Genomic DNA, 25,823 nt, shown 5'->3' with positions numbered 1-25,823 from the left:
CGGCTACCGTTGCCTCCGTGCCGCTGACCCTCAAGCGCCCCGACATGGCGCTGTACCGCAGCTGGACCTTCGTCGTGATCCTCGGCGTCGTCCTCACGGTGGTGGCGCTGTTCGACCGCGGCACCGGCGAGGCGGGCGCCGACGGGTCCACCGGCTGCCAGCTGGAGGTCACCACCGACCAGCTCAACGTGCGCGCCGGGCCCGCGGAGCAGTCCGAGCTGCTGGGCACGCTGGCGCGCGGCGTCCTCGTCGACGGCACGACGAACGTCACCGACGGCTTCCGCGAGCTGGAGGACGGCCGCTTCGTGGCCGACGTCTACCTGACCCCCGTGCCCGGTACCGACTGCCGCTGAGCGAGGCCGATGGGGCAGTCTCACGACGTGCTCGTCGTCAGCTCCGTCAACGTCAACGGCATCCGCGCCGCCGCGGGGAAGGGGCTCGCCGCCTGGCTGGCCACCACCCCCGCCGACGTCGTCTGCCTGCAGGAGACGCGCGCGCAGCCCGAGGAGGTCCCGGCCGGGCTGTTCGACGGCTGGCACGCCCGGCACGCCCCCTCGGAGGTGAAGGGGCGCAGCGGGGTCGCGATCCTCACCCGCGCGGAGCCCGGGGCCGCCCGCACCGGCATCGACGACGACGAGTTCGCCGGATCGGGCCGCTACCTCGAGGTCGACCTGCCCGGTGTCACGGTGGCGTCGCTGTACCTGCCCAACGGCACCGTCGGCACGCCCAAGCAGGACGAGAAGGACCGGTTCCTCGCCCGGTTCGCCCCCTACCTCGCGCTGCGCCGGGCCAAGGCCGCCGCCGAGGACCGCGAGGTGCTCGTGTGCGGCGACTGGAACATCGCCCCGGAGCAGGCCGACATCCGCAACTGGCGCGGCAACGTGAAGAACTGCGGGTTCCTGCCCCACGAGCGGGAGTGGCTGGCGGCGCTGTTCGGCGAGGGCTGGGTCGACGTCGTGCGCGCGCAGCACCCGGGCGTCGACGGCCCGTACTCGTGGTGGTCCTACCGCGGCCGCGCCTTCGACAACGACACCGGCTGGCGCATCGACCACCACGTCGCGACGCCGGGGCTGGCCGACCGCGCCCGGTCGGCGGTCGTGGAGCGCGCCCCGAGCCACGCCGAGCGCTGGTCGGACCACGCGCCGGTCACGGTGGTGTACGGCCCGTGATGCCCACGCGCGTCATCGGCGGCCGTTACGTCGTCCTGGCCGAGCTCGGTCGCGGCGGCATGGGGATCGTGTGGCGCGCGGAGGACCGCGTGATGGGCCGCCACGTCGCCGTCAAGGAGCTGCACCTGCCGCCCGGGCTGCCCGCGCAGGAGCGCCTGCTGTTCCGCGAGCGGCTGCTGCGCGAGGCGCGCACGGCCGGCCGGCTCAACGACCCCGGCATCGTCACCGTGCACGACGTCGTCACCGACGACGGGGTCGACCACATCGTCATGGAGCTCATCGAGGCGCGGACGCTGACCGAGGTCGTCGCCGCGTCGGGCCCGCTCGACGAGCGCGCCGTCACCGCGATCGGGCGGGCGCTGCTCGCGGCGCTGCGGGTCGCGCACGAGGGCGGCGTCGTGCACCGCGACGTCAAGCCGAGCAACGTCATGCTGGCCGCCGACGGCCGCGTGAAGCTCACCGACTTCGGCATCGCGCAGGCCGCCGAGGACCCGCGGCTGACCACGACGGGCTCGATGATCGGATCGCCGGGCTTCATGTCGCCCGAGCGGCTGGAGGGCGGACCGGCCACGCCCGCGGCCGACCTGTGGGCGGTGGGCGCCACGCTGTTCCACGCCCTGCAGGGGCGCGGGCCCTTCGACCGCGAGACCGCCGCCGCCACGATCTCGGCGGTCCTGCACGCCGACCCGCCGACCGCGCGCACCCGCGGCCCGCTCGGGGCGGTCGTCACCGGGCTGCTGCAGCGCTCCCCGCAGGCCCGGCTGACCGGGGTGCAGGCCGAGGCGCTGCTCGCCTCGCCCGGCGGCGCGCCCCCGCCCGCGGACGTGCCGACGACCCCGCTCACCGCGTCCCCGCGGAGCCGGACGCCGTGGCTGGTCGCCCTCGCGGTGGCGCTCGTGGCGGGGCTGGTGGGCGGGCTCGCCGGCGGGTTCGCACTGGCCCGGGCCGGCGACACCGACGTCCGGACGCTGACCTACGGCGAGGGCGGCGACGTCCCGCTCTACGACGTCTCGTTCCTCTACTGCCTGCAGGTCCGGCCCGACCCCGGCGTGCAGATCGCGAGCAGCGCCACCGTCGACTGCGACACACCGCACGCCGCGGAGGCGTTCGCCGTCGTCGAGACCTTCTCGACGCAGGAGGACCTGCCCTACCCGGCGCGGCTGGCGGAGTTCGCCGCCGAGGCGTGCGCGATGCGCTTCGACTCCGGGCTGCTCGCCGACCGCGACGGGGTGGAGGTCACGGCGCTGGTGCCGTCGGAGGCGGAGTTCCGCCGCGACAGCGGCAGCGGATCGTTCCAGGACCGCGACGCCTACTGCCTCCTGACCACCACCGACGGCGGCCAGCTCACCGGCAGCCGCCTGAGCGCGACGGGATGACCGTGCACCGCAACATCGAGCTCGTGACCTCCGCCCTGCTCGCGGGCGGCGCCGACCCCGCCCGCGTCTCCCGCCTGGTGGTGCTGCCCGACGCGGTCACCACGGCCGCGTCCGCGGCGGCCGCGCTCGGCGTCGAGGTCGGGCAGATCGCCAACTCCCTGGTGTTCGACCGCGACGGCGAGCCGCTGCTCGTCCTCACCTCCGGCGCGCACCGCGTCGACACCGGGAAGGTGGCGGCCCTGCTCGGCGCGGGCCGGGTGCGCCGGGCGTCGGCGGAGTTCGTGCACGCGGCCACCGGGCAGGTCATCGGCGGCATCGCCCCCGTCGGGCACCCGGCGCCGCTGCGCACGCTCGTCGACCGCGCGCTGGCCGCCCACGACGAGGTGTGGGCCGCGGGCGGGGTGGCCCGCGCGGTGTTCCCGACGACGTTCGACGAGCTCGTCGCCGTCACCGGCGGGCAGCCCGCCGACGTGGCCTGATCGACGTGGCCTGACCGCCGTCAGCGGACCCGTGCGTACCGCAGGTGCACGGCGCCGGAGCCGAAGGTGCGCTGCTCGACCAGCCGCAGAGCCAGGGCGGTGCCGAGCGGGAGGTAGGGCGTGCCGCCACCGGTGACGGCGGGCATGACGGTCACGCGGAACTCGTCGACCAGATCGAGCAGCGACGCCGCCAGGCGGGCGCCGCCGACGGCCAGCTCGCCGCCGGTCCGCGCCTTGAGCCGGACCACCTCGTCGACCGCGTCGGCGCGGCGCACCAGGCGGCACCCGGGCCCGACCGAGGCCAGCGAGTCGGAGAACACGATCCGCGGCGTCGCCGTGTACTCCCGGGCGAACTCCGCCTCCGCCCCGTCCCCGTCGGCCCGCTCCGGCGCCGTCCAGTACTCCTCCATGACGTCGTGGAGGCCGCGGCCGAACAGGAACGCCGCCGTGTCCCGGGTCTGCCGGTTGGCGAAGCGGTGCACCTCCTCGTCGGGCTCGGAGAAGCCGATGCCGCCGGTCGGGTCCTCCACGTAGCCGTCGAGGGAGGTGGTCATGGCGTAGACGAGGGTGCCCATGGGAGGTGAGACCGCCCGGCGGGCCGAAATCCATCGCCGCCCCCGCCGCGACCCGTGGGGCCGGCGGCTCAGGGCTGCCGCACCGCCGTCCGCAGGCGCTGCCACAGCACGTCGGCGGTGCCGGGGCGCCACTCGTGCCCGACGCCGGGCAGCACGATCCGCACGGCGTCGGGGAACGGGGCGAGCGACTCGTCCAAGGAGGGGTAGTCGTGGCGGGTGACGCTGCGCGGCCCCACGCCTCCGCCGATCGGTACGGACCGGTCGGCGTCACCGTGCACGGCCACGACCGCCACCGGACCCGGGTCCGGGCACGGCGCCACCCGCGCGCCCCCGACGACCCCGATGCCGGCCGGCGTCCGCGACCCGCACGCCCACGCGTAGGCCATCATGGCGCCGTTGGAGAAGCCGACGGCATACACGCGGTCGGGGTCGGCGCCCTCCTCGGCCACCATCCGCGCGACGAGCGCGTCGAGCCGCGCCACGTCGTCGACACGCTGCTCGTGCGCCTTCCCGCAGCACGTCCCGGCGTTCCAGGAGCGCTCGACGCCGTCGGGATGCGCGACGAGGACGCCCTCGATCTCGTCGAAGCCGAAGGTCCGCGTGTCGCCGCCGGAGCCACCCAGCCCGTGCAGCACGACGACCAGCGGAGTGAGCATCGTCACCCCCGATCCGACCGTCACGGGGGAACAGGCCGCGGCCAGGATCGTCACCAGCGCCGCGACGACCGCCGCGCGCACCCTCCGTCGTCGCACCGGCGCCAGTGGACACCGCGCGCGGGCGGCTGTCGAGGGGCGGTCGACCGGACGCCGACCGCGACCTACTGTCTGCTCATGGCCGTCACGCTCCCCGAACCCGTCCCCACCGACGCCTCGCTGCGGCGTGCGCTGCGGCGGGTCCGCGACGGGGCCGTGCTCGACGTCGCCGAGGCCGCGGTCCTGCTCGCCGCGCGCGGCGAGCAGCTCGACGAGCTCCTCGCCGCCGCCTCCCGCATCCGCGACGCCGGCCTGGTCGCCGAGGGCCGCCCGGGCGTCGTCACGTACTCGCGCAAGGTGTTCATCCCGCTCACGCGGCTGTGCCAGGACCGCTGCCACTACTGCACGTTCGCCACCGTCCCGCACAAGCTGCCCGCCGCGTTCCTGGAGCGCGACGAGGTGCTGGAGATCGCCCGCGCGGGCGCGGCGGCCGGCTGCAAGGAGGCGCTGTTCACCCTGGGCGACCGCCCCGAGGCGCGCTGGCCCGCCGCCCGCGAGTGGCTGGAGGAGCGCGGCTACGGCTCCACGCTGGAGTACGTCCGCGCCTGCGCGATCGCCGTGCTCGAGGAGACCGGACTGCTGCCGCACCTCAACCCGGGCGTGCTGTCGTGGGAGGAGCTCACGCGGCTCAAGCCCGTCGCGCCCTCGATGGGGATGATGCTGGAGACCACGGCCACGCGGCTGTGGAGCGAGCCCGGCGGCCCGCACTACGGCAGCCCCGACAAGGAGCCGGCGGTCCGGCTGCGCACGCTCACCGACGCCGGGCGCGTCGGCGTCCCGTTCACCACGGGCATCCTCATCGGCATCGGGGAGAACCGCACCGAGCGCGCGGAGTCGATCTTCGCCATCCGGTCGGCCGCCCGCGCGGCCGGGCACGTCCAGGAGGTGATCGTCCAGAACTTCCGGGCGAAGCCGGACACCGCGATGGCGAACGACCCCGACGCCGACCTCGACGACCTCGCCGCCACCATCGCCGTCACCCGGATCGTGCTCGGGCCCAAGATGCGCGTGCAGGCCCCGCCCAACCTCGTCGGCGAGGAGTTCGCGCTGATGCTGCGCGCGGGCATCGACGACTGGGGCGGCGTCTCGCCCGTCACCGCCGACCACGTCAACCCCGAGCGCCCCTGGCCCGCGATCGACGAGCTCGCCACGCGCTCGCAGGCCGCCGGGTTCACGCTGCGCGAGCGGCTCACGGCCTACCCGCGCTACGTGCTGGCGGGCTCGCCGTGGATCGACACGCGGCTGCACGCGCACGTCGCCGCGCTGGCCGGGCCCGACGGCCTGGCCGACGAGAGCGCCGTCGTCGTGGGCCGCCCGTGGCAGGAGCCCGACGGCGGGTTCGCCTCCACCGGCCGCACCGACCTGCACGCCTCCATCGACACCGACGGCCGCACCGACGACCGCCGGGGCGACTTCGAGTCGGTCTACGGCGACTGGGACGAGCTCAAGGCGGAGCTGGCGGCGTCGCGGCAGGCGGCGCCCGAGCGGCTCGACTCCGACGTCCGCGCGGGGCTGGCGCTCGCCTCGTCCGACCCGGCCGCGCTGCTCGACCCGGCCCACCGCGACGCCGCGATGGCGCTGGTCCTGGCCGACGGCGCCGCGCTCGAGGAGCTGTGCCGCCTCGCCGACGACGTGCGCCGCGACGTCGTGGGCGACGAGGTCACCTACGTGATCAACCGCAACATCAACTTCTCCAACGTCTGCTACGTCGGGTGCCGGTTCTGCGCGTTCGCGCAGCGCGAGCGCGACGCCGACGCGTTCCGGCTCTCGCTCGACGAGGTCGCGGCCCGCGCCGTGGAGGCGGCCCGCGACGGCGCCACCGAGGTCTGCGTGCAGGGCGGCATCGACCCCCAGCTGCCCGTCACGTTCTACGCCGACCTCGTGCGCGCCGTGAAGGCCGCCGTGCCGGACATGCACGTGCACGCGTTCTCGCCGATGGAGATCGTGTCGGCGGCGGCGAAGGCGGGCGTGTCGATCGAGGAGTGGCTCACCGAGCTGCGCGACGCCGGGCTGGGCTCGATCCCCGGCACGGCGGCCGAGATCCTCGACGACGAGGTCCGCTGGGTGCTGACGAAGGGCAAGCTGCCGGCGTCGCAGTGGCTCGAGGTCGTGGGCACCGCGCACCGCCTGGGCATTCCGTCGAGCTCGACGATGATGTACGGCCACGTCGACGAGCCCCGGCACTGGCTCGGGCACCTGCGCACGCTCGCCGCGCAGCAGGACCGCTCGCGCGAGGCGGGCGGGGCGGCGTTCACCGAGTTCGTGCCGCTGCCGTTCGTGCACCACAACGCGCCGATCTACCTGGCGGGCCTCGCCCGGCCCGGGCCCACCGAGCGCGACAACCGCGCCGTGCACGCGGTGGCCCGCCTCGCGCTGCACGGGCGCATCGACCACATCCAGTGCTCGTGGGTGAAGCTCGGCGACGACCTGTCGGCCGACATCCTGCGCGGCGGCGCCGACGACATGGGCGGCACGCTGATGGAGGAGACGATCAGCCGGATGGCGGGCTCGGAGAACGGCAGCGCCCGCACGGTCGTCGAGCTGGAGGCGATCGCGACGGCCGCCGGCCGTCCGGTGCGCCAGCGCACCACGACCTACGTGGGCTCGCCGTCGCGCCTGGAGGCGTCGGCCACCGCGGCCCCGCGCCTGCTGCCCCTCACCACGGCCTGAGCGAACGGCACTCCCACCCCACGGGGCCGGGTGGAAGTGCCGTTCGCCCGGCGTAGCGTGGGCTCATGGGTGTTCTCGGGAGTCTGTTTCCTGGTCCGGAGATCAGTGACGAGGGCGGCGAGTCCGGCGACGGCCAGAAGTGGCGGCTGGGGCCGATCGACCTGGAGAACGGCACGGTCGTGGTGCACCGGTCCGAGCCCGCGCCGGAGCCGTCGCCGTCGCCCGAGGACGAGTGACCCGTGAGTGGCAACCGGTGCCCTGGCACCGGTTGCCACTCACGAGGGCGCGCGCAGCTGGTCGGCCCGCACCCACGTCGCGTGGAAGCCGACGGGCACCCGCCGGGGCAGCAGCACCCGGGCCACCGGCCCGGCCGTGAGGTCGCTCGCGTCGAGGACCTCCACCTCGCTGCGCCCGGTGCGCTCGTCGGTCACGAACGACACGAGGTAGCCGTCGTCCTCGCCGGTGCTGCCGTCGCGCGGCGCGAACGGGGCCTCGCTGCCGTAGCGGCCCGGCCCGAAGCGGTGTTCCTGGCGCTCGCCGGTGACGCGGTCGTGGCGCAGGAGGCCGTCGAACAGCACGGTCTCGGTGTCGGCGATGTGCACGCTGTAGGCGTAGCGCGCGGCGCGGCCGGTCAGGCGGGCGTCGATCGAGGGGAACTCGGTGTTGGCGTCGTCGAGCTGCGTCTCGGTGGTGGTGCCGGTGGTGAGGTCGAGGACGTAGCGGTGCAGCCGGGCGTCGAGGCGCAGGTAGCCCAGCAGCTTGCCCAGCGGACCGGGGCGGGTCGGGACCGGTGCCGGCCGGGTCACCCGGCACACGTCCATGACGATCGTCGCGCCGTCCTCGAACGCGTTGACCACGTGGTAGATGTAGCAGGGCTCGGCGGTGAACCAGCGCACCTCGGTGCCGCGGCGGGGCACCACCGCGAACCGCGCCGGGGTCTCCCGGTCGAACGCGATCTTGTAGCGGCCCTCGCGGGCGGCCGCGGCGTCCTGGGTCAGCGGCAGGTCCATGAGGACCGAGAAGTTCTCGGTGATCGCCATGTCGTGCGGCAGCCGGGGGCCGGGCAGGTCGATCGTGATCTCGTGCTCGATCCGGCCCGACGCGCCGACGACGCCGTAGCGCAGCAGCGGATCGCGGGCGCCGTAGTCGAACCACATCAGCTCGCCGGTGGCCTCGTCGGACTTCGGGTGCGCCATGACGTCGCCCCGCAGCGTGCCCAGGAACGTCTCGGCGCCGATCGTCTCCAGTGACAGCGGGTCGAGGCTCATCGGCTGCCCGCACAGGTACCAGGTCGCGAGCACCCGCCCGTCGTGGTGGACGAGGTCGGTGTTGGCGCTGTCCTTGAACGGCAGCCCGCGCGCGGTGCCCACCGGGTTGCCGCGCGGGGACTCCATGACCCCGCTCCACAGCGCGCGCCCCGCGGCCTCCTCGGCCGTGAGCGCCGCCGTGCGGACATAGCGGTTGCGGTAGCGCGCGGTGCCGTCCTCGAACGCCATCGCGTGCACCATGCCGTCGCCGTCGAACCAGTGGTAGCGCCCGGGGGCGTCGTAGCGGCGGTTGGGCCCGTTGCGCAGGTACACGCCGTTGAGGTCGCGGGGGATCTGCCCGATCACCTCGAGGTCCCCCGCGGTGATCTCGTCGCGCACGGGGGCGTGGACGCCGAGCAGGTACGGGTTGTCCTCGGCGCCGGTCTCGCGGGCGACGAACGTCGTCACGGCTCCTCCTCGGGCGGGCTCCGGCCGACGCTACGCGCGGGACGCCCCGCGACCCAGCAGATCGGCCGACAGCCCGGCGACGAGACCGAACTGCACCGCCGACGCGACCACCAGCCGGACGCTGAACGAGTCGGGGTCCGGCCACCCGACCACCGCGAACGCGGCCAGCGCCGTCCCGACCGTCGCCGCCGCCGCGCCCCACCGCCCGCGGGTGGCGAACCGCCGGGCGGACACGGCGGCCGCCGCGGTCCACCCCAGCACCGCCACGCCGAACCCGATCTCGTGCAGCACCCCGTGCCAGCTCATCTCGGGCGCCCCCTCGGGCGCCCCGGCCGGGAACCCGGCCCCGGCGTCGGTGACGAACACACCCGACAGCACGAGCCCGGCCCCGAACACCGCGACGAGCCGCGGCCCCCAGGTGCCCGCCTCCGGCCCGCGCCGCATGCCCGACGCCGAGGCGACGACCAGCGCGCCCGACAGGACGAAGTTCGCCGCCTGCACCCATCCGCCCTCGCCGACGGCGAGCAGGCTCAGCGGGTGGCGGGCCAGGTCGAAGCCGTCGCGGGTGGCGGCCTGGACCAGCCCCGCCGCCAGGAACAGCGGTCCGGCGGCGAGACCCGCGACCAGCAGCGGACGGGCGGGTGCGGCGGTGGTCTGCGTGGTCATGACGGCTCCTCCGCGGCGCCCCGGCGGCACCGCCCACCCGAGACGTCGGAGCCGCCGGCCCGGACCGGACACGCCGTCAGAGCCGCGCGGCGCGCGCGTGCAGGTAGCGCTGCTGGGGCACGCTCGTGGTCAGGCGCGCGGCCCGGAGGTAGGCGGCGTGGGCGCCCTCGTGGTCGCCCGCGCTCTGCAGCAGGTGGGCGCGCACGGCGTGCAGGCGGTGGTCGTCGTCGAGGGGCAGGCCGGCGATCAGGTCGAGCCCGGCGCGGGGGCCGTCGACCATGCTCACCGCGACGGCGTGGTTGAGCCGTACGACCGGGGTGTCGGTGATCCGCAGCAGGACCTCGTAGAGCGCCCGGATCTGCGGCCAGTCGGTGGCCTCCGCGCTCGGGGCCTCGCCGTGCACCGCCGCGATCGCCGCCTGGAGCTGGTACGGGCCGACGCGACCGCGGGGGAGGGCCTCGCTGATCAGCGTGACGCCCTCGGCGATGGCGTCCGCGTCCCAGAGGCTGCGGTCCTGCTCGGCCATCGGCACCACCGCGCCGTCGGGGCCGGTGCGCGCCGGGCGCCGGGCGTCGGTGAGCACCATCAGCGCCAGCAGCCCCGCCACCTCGCCGTCGCGGGGCAGCAGCCGGCGCACGACCCGGGTCAGGCGGATGGCCTCGGCCGACAGTGCGGTGCGCACCAGGTGCGGCCCGGACGTCGCGGTGTGGCCCTCGTTGAACACCAGGTAGAGCACGTGCAGGACGGCCGCGAGCCGCTCGTCGCGCTCGGCGGCGCCGGGCATCCGGAACTCCCGGTCGGCGACGCCCCGCTTGGCGCGGCTGATCCGCCGCGCCATCGTCGCCTCGGGCACGAGGAACGCGCGGGCGATCTCGGCGGTGGTCAGGCCGCCGACGGCGCGCAGCGTCAGCGCGATCTGCGACGCGGGGGAGAGCGCGGGGTGGCAGCACAGGAACAGCAGGACGAGCGTGTCGTCGGCGTCGGGCACGGGGGCGGGTGCCGCCTCCCCGACGAGCCGCGCGTCGGCCTCCTCGCGGCGCCGTCGCGCCTGCTCGGCACGCAGCAGGTCGGTGAGCCGCCGCCCGGCCACGGTGATGAGCCAGCCGAGCGGGTGGTCCGGCAGGCCCTCGACGGGCCACTGCCGGGACGCGGCCAGCAGCGCCTCCTGCACGGCGTCCTCGGCGGTGTCGAAGTGCCCGTGGCGGCGGACGACCGCACCGAGCACCGGCGGGGCCAGGCGGCGCAGCAGGTCCTCGGGCGCGGTGTCCGTCACGGTCGGTCCAGGTCCTCGACGCCCTCGGCGACCGGGCGGACGTCGACGTACTCGCCCTCGCCGCCCGGGTCCAGGAGCCCGGCCGCGATCTCGACCGCCCGGTCGTAGCTCGCGCACTCGACGACCGTGTAACCGACGAGCACCTCCTGCGTCTCCGGGTAGGGCCCGTCGGTCACGGCCTTCACGCCGTCGCGCAGCTGCACCCGCCGGGCGTGCACGGGGGCGGACAGGCCCCGGGCGTCGACGAACTCGCCGCTGTCGACCAGCGCCTGGTGGTAGGTCCCCATGTACTCGTGCATCGCCGCGACGTCCTCGGCGGACATCGGCGGCTTGCCGCCCGGGCGCCCGGCCATCGCGTCGTAGTCCTGCTGCGACCCGTAGAGCATGATCATGTACTTCACGGCTGCTCCTCCGCTCGTGTCGGCACCCGGCGGCGCCGCTCACCGGGGACGTCGGAGCCGCGCGCCCGCGCCGGACATCGTCCCGCAGGCGAACCCGTTCGACCCACCGGCCAGAATGGCGTCATGAGCACGCCCACCGACCGCCGCCCCCGGGTGCTGTCCGGCATCCAGCCGACCGCCGACTCGTTCCACCTCGGCAACTACCTCGGCGCCGTGCGGCAGTGGGTGGCCCTGCAGGACGACCACGACGCGTTCTACTTCGTGCCCGACCTGCACGCGATCACCGTGGAGCACGACCCGTCGACGCTGGCCGACCGCACCCGCAACGGCGTCGCGCAGCTCCTCGCGCTCGGGCTCGACCCCGACCGCTGCACCGTGTTCGTGCAGAGCCACGTGCCCGAGCACAGCCAGCTCGGCTGGATCCTGGGCTGCCTCACCGGGTTCGGCGAGGCGAGCCGGATGACGCAGTTCAAGGACAAGGCCGCGAAGCAGGGCTCCGACCGCGCCACGGTCGGGCTGTTCACCTACCCGATCCTGCAGGCCGCCGACATCCTGCTCTACCACGCCGACCGCGTCCCGGTCGGCGAGGACCAGCGCCAGCACGTCGAGCTCACCCGCGACCTCGCGCAGCGGTTCAACTCCCGCTTCGGGAAGGTCCTGACGGTGCCCGAACCGCACATCCTCGCCGGCACCGCGAAGATCTACGACCTGCAGGACCCGACGGCGAAGATGAGCAAGTCGTCCTCGACGCCCGCCGGGATCGTCAACCTGCTCGACGACCCCAAGGTGAGCGCGAAGAAGATCCGCTCCGCCGTCACCGACGCCGAGCGCGAGATCCGCTACGACGTCGCCGCGAAGCCGGGCATCGCCAACCTGCTGACGATCCACTCGTCGTTCAGCGGGCGCACGATCCCCGAGCTCGAGGCCGACTACGCGGGCCGCGGCTACGGCGACCTGAAGAAGGACCTCGCGGAGATCGTCGCCGACTTCACTGCGCCGCTCGCGAAACGGGTACAGGGCTACATGGACGACCCGGCCGAGCTCGACCGGGTGCTCGCCCGCGGAGCCACCCGGGCGCGTGACGTCGCCGGCGCGACACTGGCGGCCGTCCACGACAAGATCGGGTTCCTCCCCCCGACCTGAACCGTGACGAGAAGGACGTGAGACGCGTGACTGCAGTCGTCGACAAGGACGCGGACACCGTCCGGGCGCGGGCCGCCGACGCCGAGGAGGAGAAGGACGAGCCCGCGAAGCCGACGATGCTGGAGCGCTACCGCGCGAAGTACGAGTGGCTCGACCACCTCGTGCGCGCCGGTGCCCGCTACACCGACCGGCACGGCGACCACTACGCCGCGGCCGTCACCTACTTCTCCGTGCTCGCGCTGTTCCCGCTGATCCTGGTCTCGGTGGCCGCGCTCGGGTTCGTGCTGTTCCTGCAGCCCGACCTGCTCGACCAGCTCAAGGCCGGGATCAGCGCCAACGCCCCGGCGGGCCTCGACGACCTGATCAACCCGATCGTCGACAACGCGATCGAGTCCCGCGGCACGATCGGCATCATCGGCCTGGTCGGCGCCCTCTACACCGGGATCGGCTGGATGTCGAACCTGCGCGAGGCGCTGTCGGAGCAGTGGGGGCAGCCGCCGACCGCCCCGCCGATCCTCAAGAAGACCCTGTTCGACCTGCTCACGCTCATCGGCCTGGGCGCCGCCATGGTCGGCTCGTTCGCGATCACCGGCATCGCGTCCGGCTTCGCGTCCACGGTCCTGGAGTTCGTCGGCCTGGCCGAGGAGGGCTGGGCTCGGTTCCTGCTCGGGGTGCTGGGCGTCGTGCTCGGCCTCGTCGCCAACTGGCTGATCTTCCTCTGGGTGATCGCCCGGCTGCCCCGCGAGCACGCGACGCTGCGCAGCGCGGCCAAGGCCGCCGTGCTCGGCGCCGTCGGGTTCGAGGTGCTGAAGCAGGTCATGACGGTGTACCTGGCGTCGGTCACGGCCTCGCCCACCGGTCAGATCATCGGCCCGTTCATCGGCCTGATGGTGTTCGCGTTCTTCACCTCGCGCTTCATGCTGTTCGTCACGGCCTGGGCGGCGACGTCGCGGGAGAACGAGCAGGAGGAGCCGGTCGAGGTGCCGGGGCCCGCGGTGATCCACTCCGAGGTCACGGTCCGGTCCGGTCCGGACGGGGCCACGGCCGCCGGCCTGGTCGGGGCGGGTGCGCTGGCCGGCCTGCTCGGCTTCGGCCTGCTGCGGGGGCGGCGCCGGGGCTAGCGCCTGCGGTGGACGAGCGCGGCTCCGGCCGCGAGGGCGACCGGCACGGCGACGGTGCCGCGTCCACCAGCACCCCGATCGGTGCGACGCCCGCGGGCAGCGCGAAGCCGAGGTCGAGCAGGGCCGCGGCCTGCGCCGTCATCGGCACCGGGGACTGCTCGCCGCGCACCAGCGCCACCACCAGCCGCCGCCCGTCGCGCTGCGCCGCGCCGACGAACGTGTGGCGCGCGGCGTCGGTGAACAGCGGCTCGCGCATCGCCACCCGGAACAGCAGGGCCAGGTCGTACGCGCCGCCGGGGCCGTCGAGGCCGGACGGGGTGGCGGGGCGGGTGTCCAGGGCGCCAGCGCGGCGGCCGTCGCCGTCATCTCCGCGACGGTGGCCGCGTCCCCGCCCAGCGCGCGGGCCACCGCCGCCGCCGTGTCGTTGCCGGAGTTGAGCAGCATCCCGGCGAGCAGCTGGCGGACGGTGTAGCGGCCCCGGGGCCGATGCCGGCGCGGCTGCCGTCGATGCGCAGGTCCGCCGCACACGCCGAGGCCGCCTACCGGCTCGACCGGCACCGGCAGCGCCGCCACCGGGGGCCCGGCAGGCTCCTCGGCCGACGGGGGAGCGGGCGGCGCCTCCTGGCCCGCGCACCCGGTGCGGGCGTGCGCGGTGACCGGTCCGCCCACCAGCGATCCGACGACGACCACCAGCACCGCCGCGACCCACCGCACGGCCGCGGACTCTACGTCCTCCCACCGCCCCCACCTCGACGGCGACGGGCGCGATCACCGCGCGCGCAGGGCTCGCTCACCCACCGGAGCCGACGATTCGGTCACGGCCATGGTCAACGCGCACCCGACCGGTTTACGGTTCCCCGTCGCGCGCACCGTCGCGCCGCTCCCAGGAAAGCCCGGGCCCACGAGGTGTACCGGCCGAAACAGGAGGCACCCTTCCGTGCGCAACAGACGAGGAATGGCACTGGCAGCCGCCGTGCTGAGCAGTGCGCTGGTCCTCGCGGGCTGTGCCCGTGACACCGGCTCCGCCCCCGCCGCAGGCGGCGGCGAGGAGGAGACCTGCGCACGCAACGCCGCGCCCGCGGCCGCGGGTGGCGCCGCCCCCAGCGCCGCCCCGCTCGCCCCGAACGCCGACGCGAGCGCGCTGCGCGTCGCGCTGGCCTACGACGTCGGCGGCCGTGGCGACCAGTCCTTCAACGACTCCGCCGCCGCGGGCCTCGAGCAGGCCATCAGCGAGATCGGCGTCGTGCGGGAGAACACCCGCGAGCTGGCCGCCGCCAACGGTGAGAGCGAGGACGCCCGCGCCACACGACTGCGCCAGCTCGCCACCGACGGCTTCAGCCCCGTCATCGCGGTCGGCTTCGCCTACAGCGAGGCGTTGACGACGATCGCCGCGGAGTTCCCCGACACCCAGTTCGCGATCATCGACTCCGTCGTCGACCTGCCCAACGTCACCAGCCTGACGTTCGCGGCCGAGCAGGGCTCGTTCCTGGTCGGTGCGGCGGCGGCGCTGCGCACCACGAGCTGCCAGATCGGCTTCGTCGGTGGCGTCGAGGTCCCGCTGATCCAGGCCTTCGAGGCGGGTTACGTCGCGGGCGCCAAGGCGGTGGCCCCGGACGTCGAGGTCGACGTCGACTACATCTCCCCGGCCGGCGACTTCTCGGGCTTCAACGACCCGGCCCGCGGCACCGAGGTGGCCCGCGGCCAGCTCGACGGCGGCGCCGACGTGGTCTACCACGCGGCGGGCGGCTCGGGTCAGGGTGTGTTCGAGGCGGTGGCCGCGGCCACCACGCCGGACGCCCCCAAGTTCGCGATCGGCGTCGACTCCGACCAGTACAACACCGTGGCCGCGCCGGTCAACGAGGTCATCATGACCTCGATGCTCAAGCGCGTCGACGTGGCGGTGTTCAACTACGTCAACGCCGTGGCGGCCGGTGACCTCGCGGTCATCCCGCCGGCGTTCGACCTGTCCGTCGACGGCGTCGGCTACTCCACCACCGGTGGCGGCGTCGACGACCTCGTCACGGACCTGGACGCCTACAAGGCGGCGATCGTCAACGGCGACATCACGGTCCCGTCGACGCCGTGAGACCGCGCCGCCCCGCTCCGGCCCGCTGACGGCCGGGGCGGGGCGGCTCCGTCCGTGAGGCATCATCGCCGTACGCGGGGGGCCGGGGCCGATCGCCCCGGCCCCCCGACGTACGTCCGAGAGGAAGAGCCATGACGGAGTACGCCGTCGAGCTGGCCGGGATCACGAAGCGCTTCCCGGGGGTGGTCGCCAACAGCGACATCCACCTGGCGGTGCGCCGCGGCGAGGTGCACGCGCTGTGCGGCGAGAACGGCGCCGGCAAGTCCACGCTGATGAAGATCCTGTACGGGATCCAGCAGCCCGACGAGGGCACGATCACCGTCGACGGCGAGCAGGTGCGGTTCCGCTCGCCGGCCGACGCGATCAGGGCGGGCATCGGCATGGTGCACCAGCACTTCATGCTCGCCGACAACCTGACCGTCGCCGAGAACATCCTGCTCGGCGCCGAGGCGCAGCTGGGGATCGGCGCGAAGGCGCGCACCCGGATCACCGAGCTGGCGCGCACGGTGGGCCTCGACGTCCGCCCCGACCTGCTCGTCGAGCGCCTCGGCGTGGCCGACCGGCAGCGCGTCGAGATCGTCAAGGTCCTCTACCGCGGGGCGCGCACGATCATCCTCGACGAGCCGACGGCCGTGCTCGTGCCCCAGGAGGTCGACGACCTGTTCGTCACCCTGCGCGGCATGCGCGCCGAGGGCTTCACGTTCCTGTTCATCTCCCACAAGCTCGACGAGGTGCGTGCGATCGCCGACGCGATCACGGTGATCCGCCGCGGCACCAGCGTCGGCACGGCCGACCCGAGGACGGTCACCAGCCGCAAGCTCGCGGAGATGATGGTCGGCAGCGAGCTGCCCAGCCCGCAGACGGGCGAGTCGACGGTCACCGACCGCGAGGTGCTGCGCGTCAGCGGCCTCGCGCTCGACTCCGACGACGGCGGGCGCCCGCTGCTGTCCGACGTCGACCTCGTCGTGCGCGCGGGCGAGGTGCTCGGCATCGCGGGCGTCGAGGGCAACGGGCAGACCGAGCTCGTCGAGACGATCATGGGAATGCGCCGGGCCGCGGGCGGCACGATCACGCTGTCCGGCGCCGACATCACCCGCGCCGGCACGCTCGCCCGCCGCGAGGCCGGCGTCGGCTACGTGCCGGAGGACCGCACCCGGCACGGCCTGCTCGCCTCGCAACCGCTGTGGGCCAACCGGATCCTGGGCCACCAGAGCCGCCCGCCCGTCTCGCGCGGCGGCCTGATCGACCGCGAGGCCGCGCGGCGCGACACGCAGCGGATCATCGAGGAGTTCGACGTCCGCACGCCCGGTGTCGACGTCGCCGCCGCCGCGCTGTCGGGCGGCAACCAGCAGAAGCTCGTCGTCGGCCGCGAGCTGTCGGGCGAGCCGGTGCTGCTCATCGCCTCGCACCCGACCCGCGGCGTCGACGTCGGCGCGCAGGCGGGCATCTGGGACGTGCTGCGCCGGGCCCGCGCCGACGGGCTCGCGGTGCTGCTCATCAGCGCCGACCTGGACGAGCTGATCGGCCTGTCCGACACGATCAAGGTGATGCTGCGCGGGCGCCTGGTGGCCGACGCCGACCCTGCGACCGTCACGCCCGAGGAGCTGGGAGCCGCCATGACCGGTGCCGACGGAGCGGCCGCATGAACGTGGCACGGGTCCGCACGGCCCTCCTGCCGCCCGTCCTCGCGATCCTGTTCGCGGCCGGGCTGTGCGCCGTCGCGCTCGTCATCAGCGGGGCGTCCCCGCTGACGGCGCTGGGCGCGATGGTCGGACAGGTCGGGCAGGGCACCACGGCCGTCGACATCGTCAACAGCGCGGCCGTCTACTACATCGTCGCGCTGGCCGCGGCGATCGGCTTCCAGATGAAGCTGTTCAACATCGGCATCGAGGGCCAGTACCGGCTCGCGGCGTGCGTGGCCGCGATCGTCGGCGGGGCGCTCGTCCTGCCGCCCGTCGTGCACACGCTGGTGATCATCCTGACGGGCGTGCTCGTCGGCGCCGTCTGGGCCGGTATCCCCGCGCTGCTCAAGGCCTACCGCGGCGTCAGCGAGGTCATCTCGACGATCATGCTGAACGCGGTGTCGCTCGGCCTGATCGCGTTCCTCATCCGGCCCGACTCGTTCGGCGTGCTGCAGGGCAACAACATCTCGACGGCCCCGATCGAGCCGAGCGGGCAGTTCCCCGGCATCCCGACCGGCGCGGGCACGATCTTCGGCATGGTGTTCGTGGCCGCGGCGCTCGGGCTGGGCTACTGGTTCCTGCTCAACCGCACCCGCTTCGGCTTCGAGCTCAGGGCGTCCGGCGAGTCGCCGACGGCGGCCACGGCGGGCGGCGTCAACGCCAAGCGGATGGTGATCATCGCGCTGGTGCTGTCGGGCGCGGTCGCCGGGCTCGCGGGCCTGCCCGAGGTGCTGGGCCGCGACTTCGCCTACACGCTGACCTCCCCGCAGGGCTACGGCTTCACCGGCCTCGCGGTCGCGCTGCTGGGTCGCAACAACCCCGCCGGCATCGCGTTCGGCGCGCTCCTGTGGGCGTTCCTGGACAAGTCGGCGCTCGCGCTCGACAACGTCGGCGTCCCCCGCGACATCGTCCTGATCATGCAGGGCTCGGTCGTGCTGTCGGTCGTCGTCGCCTACGAGATCGTGCGCCGCTACGAGCTCGCGGCCGAGCAGCGGAGGGTGGCCTCGCAGCTGCGCGGCCCCGCCATCCCGCAGAAGGAGCCGGTGGCATGAGCACGGCCACGCAGACCACCGCGAAGAGCGCGTCGACCGTCCGCGGCCGGTTCAGCGCCCTGCCCGGCTGGGCCCGCTCGGCGATCGTCGTCGCGATCGGCGTCGGGCTGCTGTCGGTCACGGCCACGCTGACCGGGCAGATCCAGCTGACCTCCAGCGGCACCACGCAGGCCGCCGTGCGGCTGCTGCTGCCGATCCTGTTCGCCGCGCTGGGCGGGCTCTGGGCCGAGCGCGCGGGCGTCATCAACATCGGGCTCGAGGGCATGATGATCCTCGGGACCTGGGGTGCGGCGTGGGCCGGCTACCAGTGGGGCCCGTACGCGGCTGTCGTCGGCGGGCTGGTGTTCGGCGCGCTCGGCGGGCTGCTGCACGCCGTCGCCACGGTGTCGTTCGGCGTCAACCACATCGTCTCCGGCGTGGCGATCACGCTGCTGGGGATGGGCGTCACGAAGTACCTGTCGACGCTGCTGTTCTTCCCGGTCTCGCAGAACCCGCGGCAGAGCCCGCGCGTCGAGGGGTTCGAGACGTTCTCGGTGCAGCCGGTGGCCGACGGGCTGCTCGCGCTCGAACGGGAGCAGCGGGTCGTGCTCTCCGACGTCTCCGGGCTGCTCGGTGGCCTGCTGTCCGGGCTGACCCCGCTCGTCGTCCTCGGGTTCGTGCTGGTGCCCGCGAGCTACCTCCTGCTGTGGCGCACCAGCTTCGGGCTGCGGCTGCGTTCGTGCGGGGAGAACCCGGTGGCCGCGGAGTCGCTCGGCGTGCAGGTCTACACCTACAAGTACGTCGCGCTGGTCGTCTCCGGCGCGCTCGCCGGGATCGGCGGCGCCGCGTTGACGCTCAACCCCGGGCAGCTCGGCTACCTGGAGGGCCAGACGGGTGGCCGCGGCTACATCGGCCTCGCCGCCATGATCTTCGGCAACTGGCGGCCCGGCGGGCTGCTCGCCGGGTCGGCGCTGTTCGGCTACGTCGACGGCGTGCAGCTGCGCGCGGGCGGCGAGGCCGTGCACGCGCTGCTGTACGGAGCGTCGATCCTCGCCGTCGGACTCGCGGTCCTGTGGGCCGTGCGGCGGCGCTGGCAGACCGCGCTGACCGCGCTCCTCGCGGGGGCTGCGGTGTACGCGGTGTACTTCTCGACCGAGACCGTGCCGCGCGAGTTCGCGTCCTACGCTCCGCAGATCGTGACGCTGCTGGTGCTGGCCGCGGCGTCGCAACGGCTGCGCCCGCCGGCGGCGATCGGCCTCGAGTACCGGAGGGGCGAGGGTGACTGATCCCGACTGGCAGGGGCTGCGCACGGCCGCCGTCGAGGCGGCCGGATCGGCGTACGCGCCGTACTCGCACCTCGACGTCGGCGCCGCGGCGCTGTGCGACGACGGGCGCGTCGTGAGCGGCTGCAACGTCGAGAACGCCTCCTACGGCCTCGGGCTGTGCGCGGAGTGCACGATGGTCGGCCAGCTCCGGCTCACCGGCGGCGGCCGCTTCGTCGCGGTGGCCTGCCGGTCGGGCACGGGCGAGCTGCTCATGCCGTGCGGGCGGTGCCGACAGGTGCTCTACGAGTTCGGCGGTCCCGACTGCCTGCTCGACACGCCGCGCGGGATCCTGCCGCTGAGCGAGATCCTGCCCGACGCCTTCGGGCCGGAGCACCTGCCGACCTGAGCGCCTTCCCCGGACCCGCGAGTCGGGGTCCGGTGGCGGGCGAGTCGGGCTCTCGTCGCGGGTGAGTCGGGCTGTGACGGCGCGCCGGTCGTGCGGCGCTACGGTCGGGACATGACCTTCAGCGCCGTCGACGTCATCACCGCCAAGCGCGACGGCGGACGCCTGTCCGACGGGCAGATCGACTGGGTGATCGCCGCCTACACGCGCGGCGACGTCGCCGACGAGCAGATGTCGTCGCTCGCCATGGCGATCCTGCTCAACGGCATGGACACCGCCGAGATCGCGCGCTGGACGCAGGCGATGATCGACTCCGGCGAGGTCCTGTCCTTCGGCGACCTCGGACGCCCGCTGGTGGACAAGCACTCCACGGGCGGCGTCGGCGACAAGATCACGCTGCCGCTCGCGCCGCTCGTCGCCGCGTGCGGCGCCGCCGTGCCGCAGCTGTCCGGGCGCGGGCTCGGCCACACCGGCGGCACGCTCGACAAGCTGGAGTCGATCCCGGGCTGGCGCGCGTCGCTGTCGCTGGAGGAGATCGCGGAGCAGCTCGCGTCGGTCGGCGCCGTCATCTGCGCGACGACCCCGACGCTCGCCCCGGCCGACCGCAAGCTCTACGCGCTGCGCGACGTCACCGGCACCGTCGAGTCGATCCCGCTCATCGCCAGCTCGATCATGAGCAAGAAGATCGCGGAGGGGACGGGCGGGCTGGTGCTCGACGTCAAGGTCGGGTCGGGGGCGTTCATGAAGACCCTCGACCGCGCCCGCGAGCTCGCCGCGACGATGGTCGGGATCGGCGGCGTCCACGGCCTCGCGACGACGGCGCTCGTCACCGACATGTCCGTGCCGCTGGGGCGGGCGGCGGGCAACGCGCTGGAGGTCGCCGAGTCGGTGGAGGTGCTGCGCGGGGGAGGACCGGCCGACGTCGTCGAGCTGACGGTGGCGCTGGCGCGGGAGATGCTGGCGCTGGCCGGGATCGCCGGCGTCGATCCGGCGGAGGTGCTGGCCTCCGGCGCCGCGTACCCGGTGTGGGAAGCCATGATCGCGGCGCAGGGCGGCGACCCGTCGGCGGCGCTGCCGGTGGCCGCGCACGTCGAGACCGTGACGGCCGACCGCTCGGGCACCTTCGTCCCGGACGCGCTCGCCGTCGGCGTGGCCGCGTGGCGGCTGGGGGCGGGCCGGGCGCGCAAGGAGGACGCGGTGCAGGCCGGGGCCGGGGTGCTGCTGCTCGTCGACCCCGGGGCTCAGGTGCAGGCGGGGCAGCCGGTGCTGGAGCTGCACACGGACACCCCCGGTGCCGTCGCCGGGGCACGGGCGGCGCTCGACGGCGGCCTGGCGATCAGCGACGGGCCGGCGGAGCGGCCGGCGCTGCTGCTGGACACGATCCGTTGAGGCCCGGCCCGGCCCGCCGCCGGTCCGGATCGGAGGACCCGCCGGGCGTGATCGGTGAACTCGCCGGGCCCTGCGTTCGGTGTGCTGGCTACTCGTCGTCGGGGTCGTCGGTGACCGTGTCGCCCGCCGACGCCCCGTTCGACGACTTCACCGTGACCTTGCGGGCCCGGCGCTGGCTCGGGCGGGGCGGCGGGGGCGGGGACTGCGGCTGGCCGCCGCGGCCCAGGATGAGCTCCGCGAACGTGGCCATGGCCTCGTCGAGCTGCCCGGCGTTGCGCCGCTCGGACTCCTCGTTGGCCCGCTCCACCAGCCCGCGCACCGCGGCGGCGTCGGGGCGCTCCACCAGCACGGCGTCGATGCGGCCGAGCTTCTCGTCGAGGCGGCCGTCGAGCGAGCCGAACTTGCCGTCGACGGCCTTGTCGAGCCCCTCGAGGCGGTCGGTCACGGCCTGGTCGACGACGTCGAGCCGGTCGGCGAGCGCCTCCAGGCGCCGGGCGAGGGCGTCGAGCGGCTCCGTCGGGTCGACGGCGGGACGCGAGGCCAGGTCCTCCAGACGCCGGTGCAGGCCGACGCTGGTGTCGCCGAGCAGGTTGCGCAGGCCCTCACCGGTCTCGTCGAACGCGCGGGAGGCGCCGTCGAGCTGCTCGCGGACCACGCGCTCGACCCCGTCGATGCGCTCCTTGATCGGCGTGCCGACCGAGGACGGCATGGCGTCGAGGCGCATCTCGTGGCGGTCGAGGCGGTTGTCGAGGTCGTCGAGGCGCTTGTGCAGGCCGCCGAGGCGGTCGTCGAGCCCGTCCATCCGCCCGGAGATGCCCTCCATGCGCCCGGCCACCCCGTCGAGCCGGCCGTCGAGCTGGGCGAAGGGCTTGGCCAGCTTGTCGGGCAGCGACTCCAGCGCGCGCAGCACGGTGGCCAGCGTGGCGTCCTGCTGGTCGAGCTTGGCGACGGTCTCGTCGAGCCGCTCGGCCAGGACGCTGACCTCGGTGCGGTCGGGCAGCTCGGTGAGCCGCTTGCGCACGGTGCCGAGAGCGTCGAGCGCGGCGAGGCGGGCGTGGATCTCGTCGAGGGAGTCGAAGATCTGCTGCTGCTCGCTGTCGCGGATCTCCGCGGCGCGCACCAGCATGCCGCGCATGCGGTCGAACGACTGGATCGAGTCATTGCTCATGGCGGCGGGGAGCTTCCTCTGAGCGGGCGTGGAGCACTCAGCGTAGCGAGAGCTGTGGATCACTCGTCCGCGGCTCCCCGTTCGGAGGCGCGCTCGCTCGTTCGGAGCAGTGCGGCCGCCCGGAGGACGCCCCGTGACGTGGTGTTCTAGCGTGCACGCGTGGCCGTAGACCTGAACCTCGAGACCGTCCGCGACGCCCCCAAGGTGCTGCTCCACGACCACCTGGACGGCGGACTGCGCCCGGCCACCGTGGTCGACCTGGCGGAGGCGGTCGGTTACTCCGCGCTGCCGACCACCGACGTCCCCGCGCTGGGCCGGTGGTTCCTCGAGGCCGCGCACTCGGGGTCGCTGGTGCGCTACCTGGAGACGTTCGGGCACACGGTCGGCGTCATGCAGACGGCCGACGCGCTCGTGCGGGTCGCGGCCGAGTGCGCCGAGGACCTCGCCGACGACGGCGTCGTCTACGCCGAGGTGCGCTTCGCGCCCGAGCTGCACGTCGAGGCCGGGCTGGAGCTCGCGGCCGTCGTCGAGGCGGTGCTGGAGGGCTTCCGGGTCGGCACGGCCCGCGCCGCGGAGCGCGGCCGGCGCATCCGGGTGGGGTGCCTGCTCACCGCGATGCGCCACGCCGCCCGCAGCCGCGAGATCGCCGAGCTGGCCATCCGCTACCGCGACACCGGCGTCGTCGGCTTCGACATCGCCGGCGCCGAGGCCGGCTTCCCGCCCACCCGCCACCTCGACGCGTTCGAGTACGTCCGCCAGCAGAACGGCCACTTCACGATCCACGCGGGCGAGGCGTTCGGGCTGCCGTCGATCTGGGAGGCGCTGCAGTGGTGCGGGGCCGACCGGCTCGGCCACGGTGTCCGCATCGTCGACGACATCACCGTCGACGACGACGGCGGCGCGACGCTGGGCCGCCTCGCCGCCTACGTCCGCGACATGCGCATCCCGCTGGAGATGTGCCCGACGTCGAACCTGCACACGGGCGCGGCGCGCTCGCTGGCCGAGCACCCGATCGGCCTGCTCGCGAAGCTGCGGTTCCGCGTCACGGTCAACACCGACAACCGCCTGATGTCCGACGTGTCGATGAGCCGCGAGATGACCGCGCTGGCCGAGACGTTCGGCTACGGCTGGGCCGACCTGCAGTGGTTCACGGTCAACGCGATGAAGTCGGCGTTCATCGGCTTCGACGAGCGCCTCGCCCTGATCGACGACGTCATCAAGCCCGGGTACGCCGCACTGCAGGCGTAGCCGGGCTCAGTGGACGTGCAGCCGCGCGGACACGTCGTCGACGAGCCCGCGGAACCGCTCGGACTCCCGGTCGAAGGGCGCGCTGGGCGCCAGCCGCGTCGGGTTGGGGCGCACGACGAACGACACGAGCCAGCCCAGCGGCTGGCTCTCGGCCAGCGCCTCGGCCGGCTCGTCGTCGCCCGCCCACTCGGCGACGTCGCGGATCAGCTCGACGGCCCGCTCCAGCTGCGTCCCGTCGACGGCCACGACGCCCTCGCCGATGTCGTCGGCCAGCCCGGTGAGGACGTAGGTGTCGAGCGGGTCGACCTCGACCTCCAGCTCGCCCACCGCGGCCCGGTCGACGACCTCGACCCACGTGGACGCCGCCGTCAGGTCGTGCCCGTCGGCGCCGTCCTCGGCGATCCAGCGGGCCAGCGCGCGCTCGCTGCCGAACACCTCGATCGTGCCGCCGGAGCCCAGGAACAGGGGGGTGTCGTCGATGAAGCAGCGCAGCGTCACGAACTCGCCGTCGCGGGTGGTGATGCGGATCGGGTGGATGCCGACCTCGTCCCAGAAGCCCACGGGCACGTCCGGGTCGACGTCCTCGTCCTGCTCGTCGGTGTCGTCGGCGGGGAGCAGGGCGTCGGCGGGGGCGGGGGCGGCCTCCGCGACCTCCTCCTTGCGCGCCGCCCCGAGCGCCGCGGGGTCGACGTCGGGGGTGTCGACGAGGTCGTCCAGCGCGTCGACGACGTCGTCCCAGCGCTCGGCGATCACGGCGACGAGCTGGGCCCACAGCCGCCCGCCCTCGCGCCCGACGAACGGCAGCGTGCCCTGGTGGAGCAGCCCGAAGCCGGGGGCGGAGTCGAGGACCTCGGTGACGACGTCGAGCTCGCACACGTCGGCGATCGAGCGGACCATCCCGACGATCTCGTGCAGCTCGCCGATCGTCCACTGGTCGGCCTCCTCGGCCGCCAGCTCGGGGACGCCGATGACGTCGTAGGTCTGCGTCTCCTCGGGCGTCAGCTCGGCGACGGTGAGGTCGGGGACGACCGACCAGGCGGGGTGGTCGACGAGGTCGTGCTCCCGGGCCGTGCGGACGAACGCCGCGAGCTGCGCGACCTCGGGGAAGGCGAACAGCGCGTCGTCGTCGCCGAGAAAGGCCTCCCACTCCTCGCCGTCCTCGCGCCACCGCGGCGCCCAGAGCGTGACGAGGTCGCCCTCGGTGAGGGAGAGCTGGATCGGGACGATGTCGCTGGCCACGGCACGGAGCCTAGGACCCGGTGCGGTCAGCGACCCACGGGGTGCCACACCGTCTTGATCTCGGTGAAGGCCCGCAGCCGGGCCGTGCCCGGAACGCGCGCGTGGTCGGGTTCGGCGGCCGGGCGCGGCACGACCCGCTTGACGGTGCCGGCCGCGGCGCGCTCGCAGGCGACCGCGAGCTCGGCGTCGGCCCCGGCGAGGTCGAGCGCCGCGACGTCGCCGTGCGCGGCGAGCCACGGGGCCAGCTCCGCGGTCGAGCCGGTGAGGATGTTGACGACGCCGCCCGGGACGTCGGAGGTGGCCAGAACCTCGCCGAGCCCGACGGCCGGCAGCGGCCGCTCCCGGCTCGCCACCACGACGGCGGTGCAGCCGGTGGCGAGCACCGGCGCGAGGACGTCGACGAGCCCGAGCAGCGACGACGCCTGCGGCGCCAGCACGCCGACCACGCCCGTCGGCTCCGGCGACGACCAGTTGACGAGCGGGCCCGCCACCGGGTTCACCGAGCCGAGCACCGACGCGATCTTGTCGGTCCAGCCCGCGTACCAGACCCAGCGGTCGATCGCGGCGTCCACGATCCCGCCCGCCTTGCGGCGCGTGCCGCCCTCGGCGGCCACCACGTCGTCGACGAACTGCTCGTGGCGCGCCTGCACCATCTCCGCGACGCGGTAGAGCACCTGGCCGCGGTTGTAGGCCGTGGCACCCGACCACCCGCCGAACGCCCCCCGCGCCGCGACCACGGCGTCGCGGACGTCCTTGCGCGAGGCCAGCGCGGCGTGGGCCAGCAACCGGCCCTTCGTGTCGGACACGGGGTAGCTGCGTCCCGACTCCGAGCGCGGGAACGCCCCGCCCACGTACAGCTTGAACGTCTTGGCGACGGACAGCCGGCCGTCGGCGGCGGGGGAGAGGGTCACGGCCCCAGCCTAGTTCGGCGCGTCACGCGGCGTACGTCGTCGGCGGAGAGGACGGGAGTCC

General features: G+C 74.5%; 25 protein-coding genes. 15 read left to right on the top strand and 10 right to left on the bottom strand.

Annotated features, from left to right (window positions below; all coding sequences use genetic code 11):
- Positions 1–17 precede the first annotated feature (17 nt).
- The 4 genes from I4I82_RS09425 to I4I82_RS09410 are packed head-to-tail and all read left to right on the top strand — an operon-like array spanning position 18 to position 3,024.
- Complete coding sequence (locus I4I82_RS09425; protein WP_218589524.1) at positions 18–353, top strand: SH3 domain-containing protein; 336 nt, start codon at positions 18–20, stop codon at positions 351–353.
- Positions 354–380: 27 nt separating this feature from the next.
- Positions 381–1,169, top strand: coding sequence for an exodeoxyribonuclease III (locus tag I4I82_RS09420; RefSeq protein WP_218589545.1), 789 nt, complete (start codon positions 381–383; stop codon positions 1,167–1,169).
- A complete protein-coding gene (locus I4I82_RS09415; RefSeq protein WP_218589525.1) occupies positions 1,169–2,545 on the top strand; it encodes a serine/threonine-protein kinase in 1,377 nt (458 codons plus the stop codon). Before I4I82_RS09420 ends, I4I82_RS09415 begins: the two co-directional genes overlap by 1 nt.
- A complete protein-coding gene (locus I4I82_RS09410; protein WP_218589526.1) occupies positions 2,542–3,024 on the top strand; it encodes a YbaK/EbsC family protein in 483 nt (160 codons plus the stop codon). The genes I4I82_RS09415 and I4I82_RS09410 overlap by 4 nt, the downstream gene beginning before the upstream one ends.
- A 20-nt stretch (positions 3,025–3,044) precedes the next feature.
- Here I4I82_RS09410 and I4I82_RS09405 read toward each other — a convergent pair whose 3' ends face one another.
- Positions 3,045–3,578 carry a dihydrofolate reductase family protein gene (locus I4I82_RS09405; protein ID WP_225920561.1) on the bottom strand — a complete coding sequence of 178 codons (534 nt, stop codon included), beginning with the start codon at positions 3,576–3,578 and terminating at the stop codon, positions 3,045–3,047.
- 89 nt (positions 3,579–3,667) lie between these two features.
- The gene (locus I4I82_RS09400) at positions 3,668–4,351 is read right to left on the bottom strand and encodes a CE1 family esterase (RefSeq protein WP_218589528.1); all 684 of its coding nucleotides are present in this window, start codon (positions 4,349–4,351) and stop codon (positions 3,668–3,670) included.
- A 78-nt stretch (positions 4,352–4,429) separates the two neighbouring features.
- Between I4I82_RS09400 and I4I82_RS09395 the strand changes: the two genes are divergently transcribed.
- Entirely contained in the window at positions 4,430–7,021 is a 2,592-nt protein-coding gene (locus tag I4I82_RS09395; protein WP_218589529.1) for a bifunctional FO biosynthesis protein CofGH, read from the top strand.
- 65 nt (positions 7,022–7,086) lie between these two features.
- Complete coding sequence (locus I4I82_RS09390) at positions 7,087–7,257, top strand: hypothetical protein (protein ID WP_218589530.1); 171 nt, start codon at positions 7,087–7,089, stop codon at positions 7,255–7,257.
- A gap of 39 nt (positions 7,258–7,296) precedes the next feature.
- On the opposite strand, the gene I4I82_RS09385 is transcribed toward I4I82_RS09390, so the two are convergent.
- From I4I82_RS09385 to I4I82_RS09370, 4 genes are all read right to left on the bottom strand, one after another.
- Positions 7,297–8,736: a carotenoid oxygenase family protein gene (locus I4I82_RS09385; protein ID WP_218589531.1), complete on the bottom strand. Its 1,440-nt coding sequence runs from the start codon at positions 8,734–8,736 to the stop codon at positions 7,297–7,299.
- A 30-nt stretch (positions 8,737–8,766) separates the two neighbouring features.
- Positions 8,767–9,402 (bottom strand): DUF998 domain-containing protein, encoded by a 636-nt coding sequence (locus I4I82_RS09380; protein WP_218589532.1) that lies wholly within the window; start codon positions 9,400–9,402, stop codon positions 8,767–8,769.
- Positions 9,403–9,478: 76 nt separating this feature from the next.
- Positions 9,479–10,675: an RNA polymerase sigma factor gene (locus I4I82_RS09375; protein WP_218589533.1), complete on the bottom strand. Its 1,197-nt coding sequence runs from the start codon at positions 10,673–10,675 to the stop codon at positions 9,479–9,481.
- Positions 10,672–11,067 (bottom strand): YciI family protein, encoded by a 396-nt coding sequence (locus tag I4I82_RS09370; protein ID WP_225921294.1) that lies wholly within the window; start codon positions 11,065–11,067, stop codon positions 10,672–10,674. Before I4I82_RS09370 ends, I4I82_RS09375 begins: the two co-directional genes overlap by 4 nt.
- A gap of 132 nt (positions 11,068–11,199) precedes the next feature.
- Here I4I82_RS09370 and trpS point away from each other — a divergent pair, with 132 nt between their 5' ends.
- Both trpS and yhjD read left to right on the top strand, forming a co-directional pair.
- Positions 11,200–12,219, top strand: a complete 1,020-nt coding sequence (gene trpS, locus I4I82_RS09365; RefSeq protein ID WP_218589535.1) for a tryptophan--tRNA ligase — start codon at positions 11,200–11,202, stop codon at positions 12,217–12,219.
- A gap of 26 nt (positions 12,220–12,245) precedes the next feature.
- Positions 12,246–13,340, top strand: coding sequence for an inner membrane protein YhjD (gene yhjD, locus I4I82_RS09360; RefSeq protein WP_226369963.1), 1,095 nt, complete (start codon positions 12,246–12,248; stop codon positions 13,338–13,340).
- A gap of 138 nt (positions 13,341–13,478) precedes the next feature.
- On the opposite strand, the gene I4I82_RS34750 is transcribed toward yhjD, so the two are convergent.
- Positions 13,479–14,054, bottom strand: coding sequence for a hypothetical protein (locus I4I82_RS34750; protein ID WP_218589536.1), 576 nt, complete (start codon positions 14,052–14,054; stop codon positions 13,479–13,481).
- Between the two features lie 241 nt (positions 14,055–14,295).
- Between I4I82_RS34750 and I4I82_RS09350 the strand changes: the two genes are divergently transcribed.
- The 6 genes from I4I82_RS09350 to I4I82_RS09325 all read left to right on the top strand — a co-directional run bounded on the left by I4I82_RS09350 (position 14,296) and on the right by I4I82_RS09325 (position 21,196).
- Positions 14,296–15,426 (top strand): BMP family lipoprotein, encoded by a 1,131-nt coding sequence (locus tag I4I82_RS09350; RefSeq protein ID WP_218589537.1) that lies wholly within the window; start codon positions 14,296–14,298, stop codon positions 15,424–15,426.
- A 131-nt stretch (positions 15,427–15,557) separates the two neighbouring features.
- Positions 15,558–17,072 carry an ABC transporter ATP-binding protein gene (locus I4I82_RS09345; protein ID WP_218589538.1) on the top strand — a complete coding sequence of 505 codons (1,515 nt, stop codon included), beginning with the start codon at positions 15,558–15,560 and terminating at the stop codon, positions 17,070–17,072.
- On the top strand, positions 17,069–18,160 hold the full coding sequence (locus tag I4I82_RS09340) for an ABC transporter permease (RefSeq protein WP_225920560.1): 1,092 nt from the start codon (positions 17,069–17,071) through the stop codon (positions 18,158–18,160). The genes I4I82_RS09345 and I4I82_RS09340 overlap by 4 nt, the downstream gene beginning before the upstream one ends.
- Positions 18,157–19,425, top strand: a complete 1,269-nt coding sequence (locus tag I4I82_RS09335) for an ABC transporter permease (protein WP_218589539.1) — start codon at positions 18,157–18,159, stop codon at positions 19,423–19,425. Before I4I82_RS09340 ends, I4I82_RS09335 begins: the two co-directional genes overlap by 4 nt.
- Positions 19,418–19,810, top strand: a complete 393-nt coding sequence (locus I4I82_RS09330) for a cytidine deaminase (protein WP_218589540.1) — start codon at positions 19,418–19,420, stop codon at positions 19,808–19,810. The genes I4I82_RS09335 and I4I82_RS09330 overlap by 8 nt, the downstream gene beginning before the upstream one ends.
- Positions 19,811–19,921: 111 nt before the next feature.
- Complete coding sequence (locus tag I4I82_RS09325; RefSeq protein WP_218595638.1) at positions 19,922–21,196, top strand: thymidine phosphorylase; 1,275 nt, start codon at positions 19,922–19,924, stop codon at positions 21,194–21,196.
- 88 nt (positions 21,197–21,284) lie between these two features.
- Here I4I82_RS09325 and I4I82_RS09320 read toward each other — a convergent pair whose 3' ends face one another.
- Positions 21,285–22,364, bottom strand: coding sequence for a PA containing protein (locus tag I4I82_RS09320; RefSeq protein ID WP_218595637.1), 1,080 nt, complete (start codon positions 22,362–22,364; stop codon positions 21,285–21,287).
- 159 nt (positions 22,365–22,523) lie between these two features.
- Between I4I82_RS09320 and I4I82_RS09315 the strand changes: the two genes are divergently transcribed.
- Positions 22,524–23,612: an adenosine deaminase gene (locus I4I82_RS09315; protein ID WP_218594713.1), complete on the top strand. Its 1,089-nt coding sequence runs from the start codon at positions 22,524–22,526 to the stop codon at positions 23,610–23,612.
- 6 nt (positions 23,613–23,618) lie between these two features.
- Here I4I82_RS09315 and I4I82_RS09310 read toward each other — a convergent pair whose 3' ends face one another.
- Together I4I82_RS09310 and I4I82_RS09305 are read right to left on the bottom strand one after the other, a co-directional pair.
- Positions 23,619–24,851 (bottom strand): SatS C-terminal domain-containing protein, encoded by a 1,233-nt coding sequence (locus tag I4I82_RS09310; RefSeq protein WP_218595636.1) that lies wholly within the window; start codon positions 24,849–24,851, stop codon positions 23,619–23,621.
- A gap of 26 nt (positions 24,852–24,877) precedes the next feature.
- Positions 24,878–25,762 carry an aldehyde dehydrogenase family protein gene (locus tag I4I82_RS09305; protein WP_226369962.1) on the bottom strand — a complete coding sequence of 295 codons (885 nt, stop codon included), beginning with the start codon at positions 25,760–25,762 and terminating at the stop codon, positions 24,878–24,880.
- Between the last annotated feature and the right edge of the window lie 61 nt (positions 25,763–25,823).

Source organism: Pseudonocardia oceani (genome assembly GCF_019263585.2).
GTDB classification, from domain to species: Bacteria; Actinomycetota; Actinomycetes; order Mycobacteriales; family Pseudonocardiaceae; genus Pseudonocardia; species Pseudonocardia oceani.
This window is presented reverse-complemented; position numbering and strand designations above follow the sequence as displayed.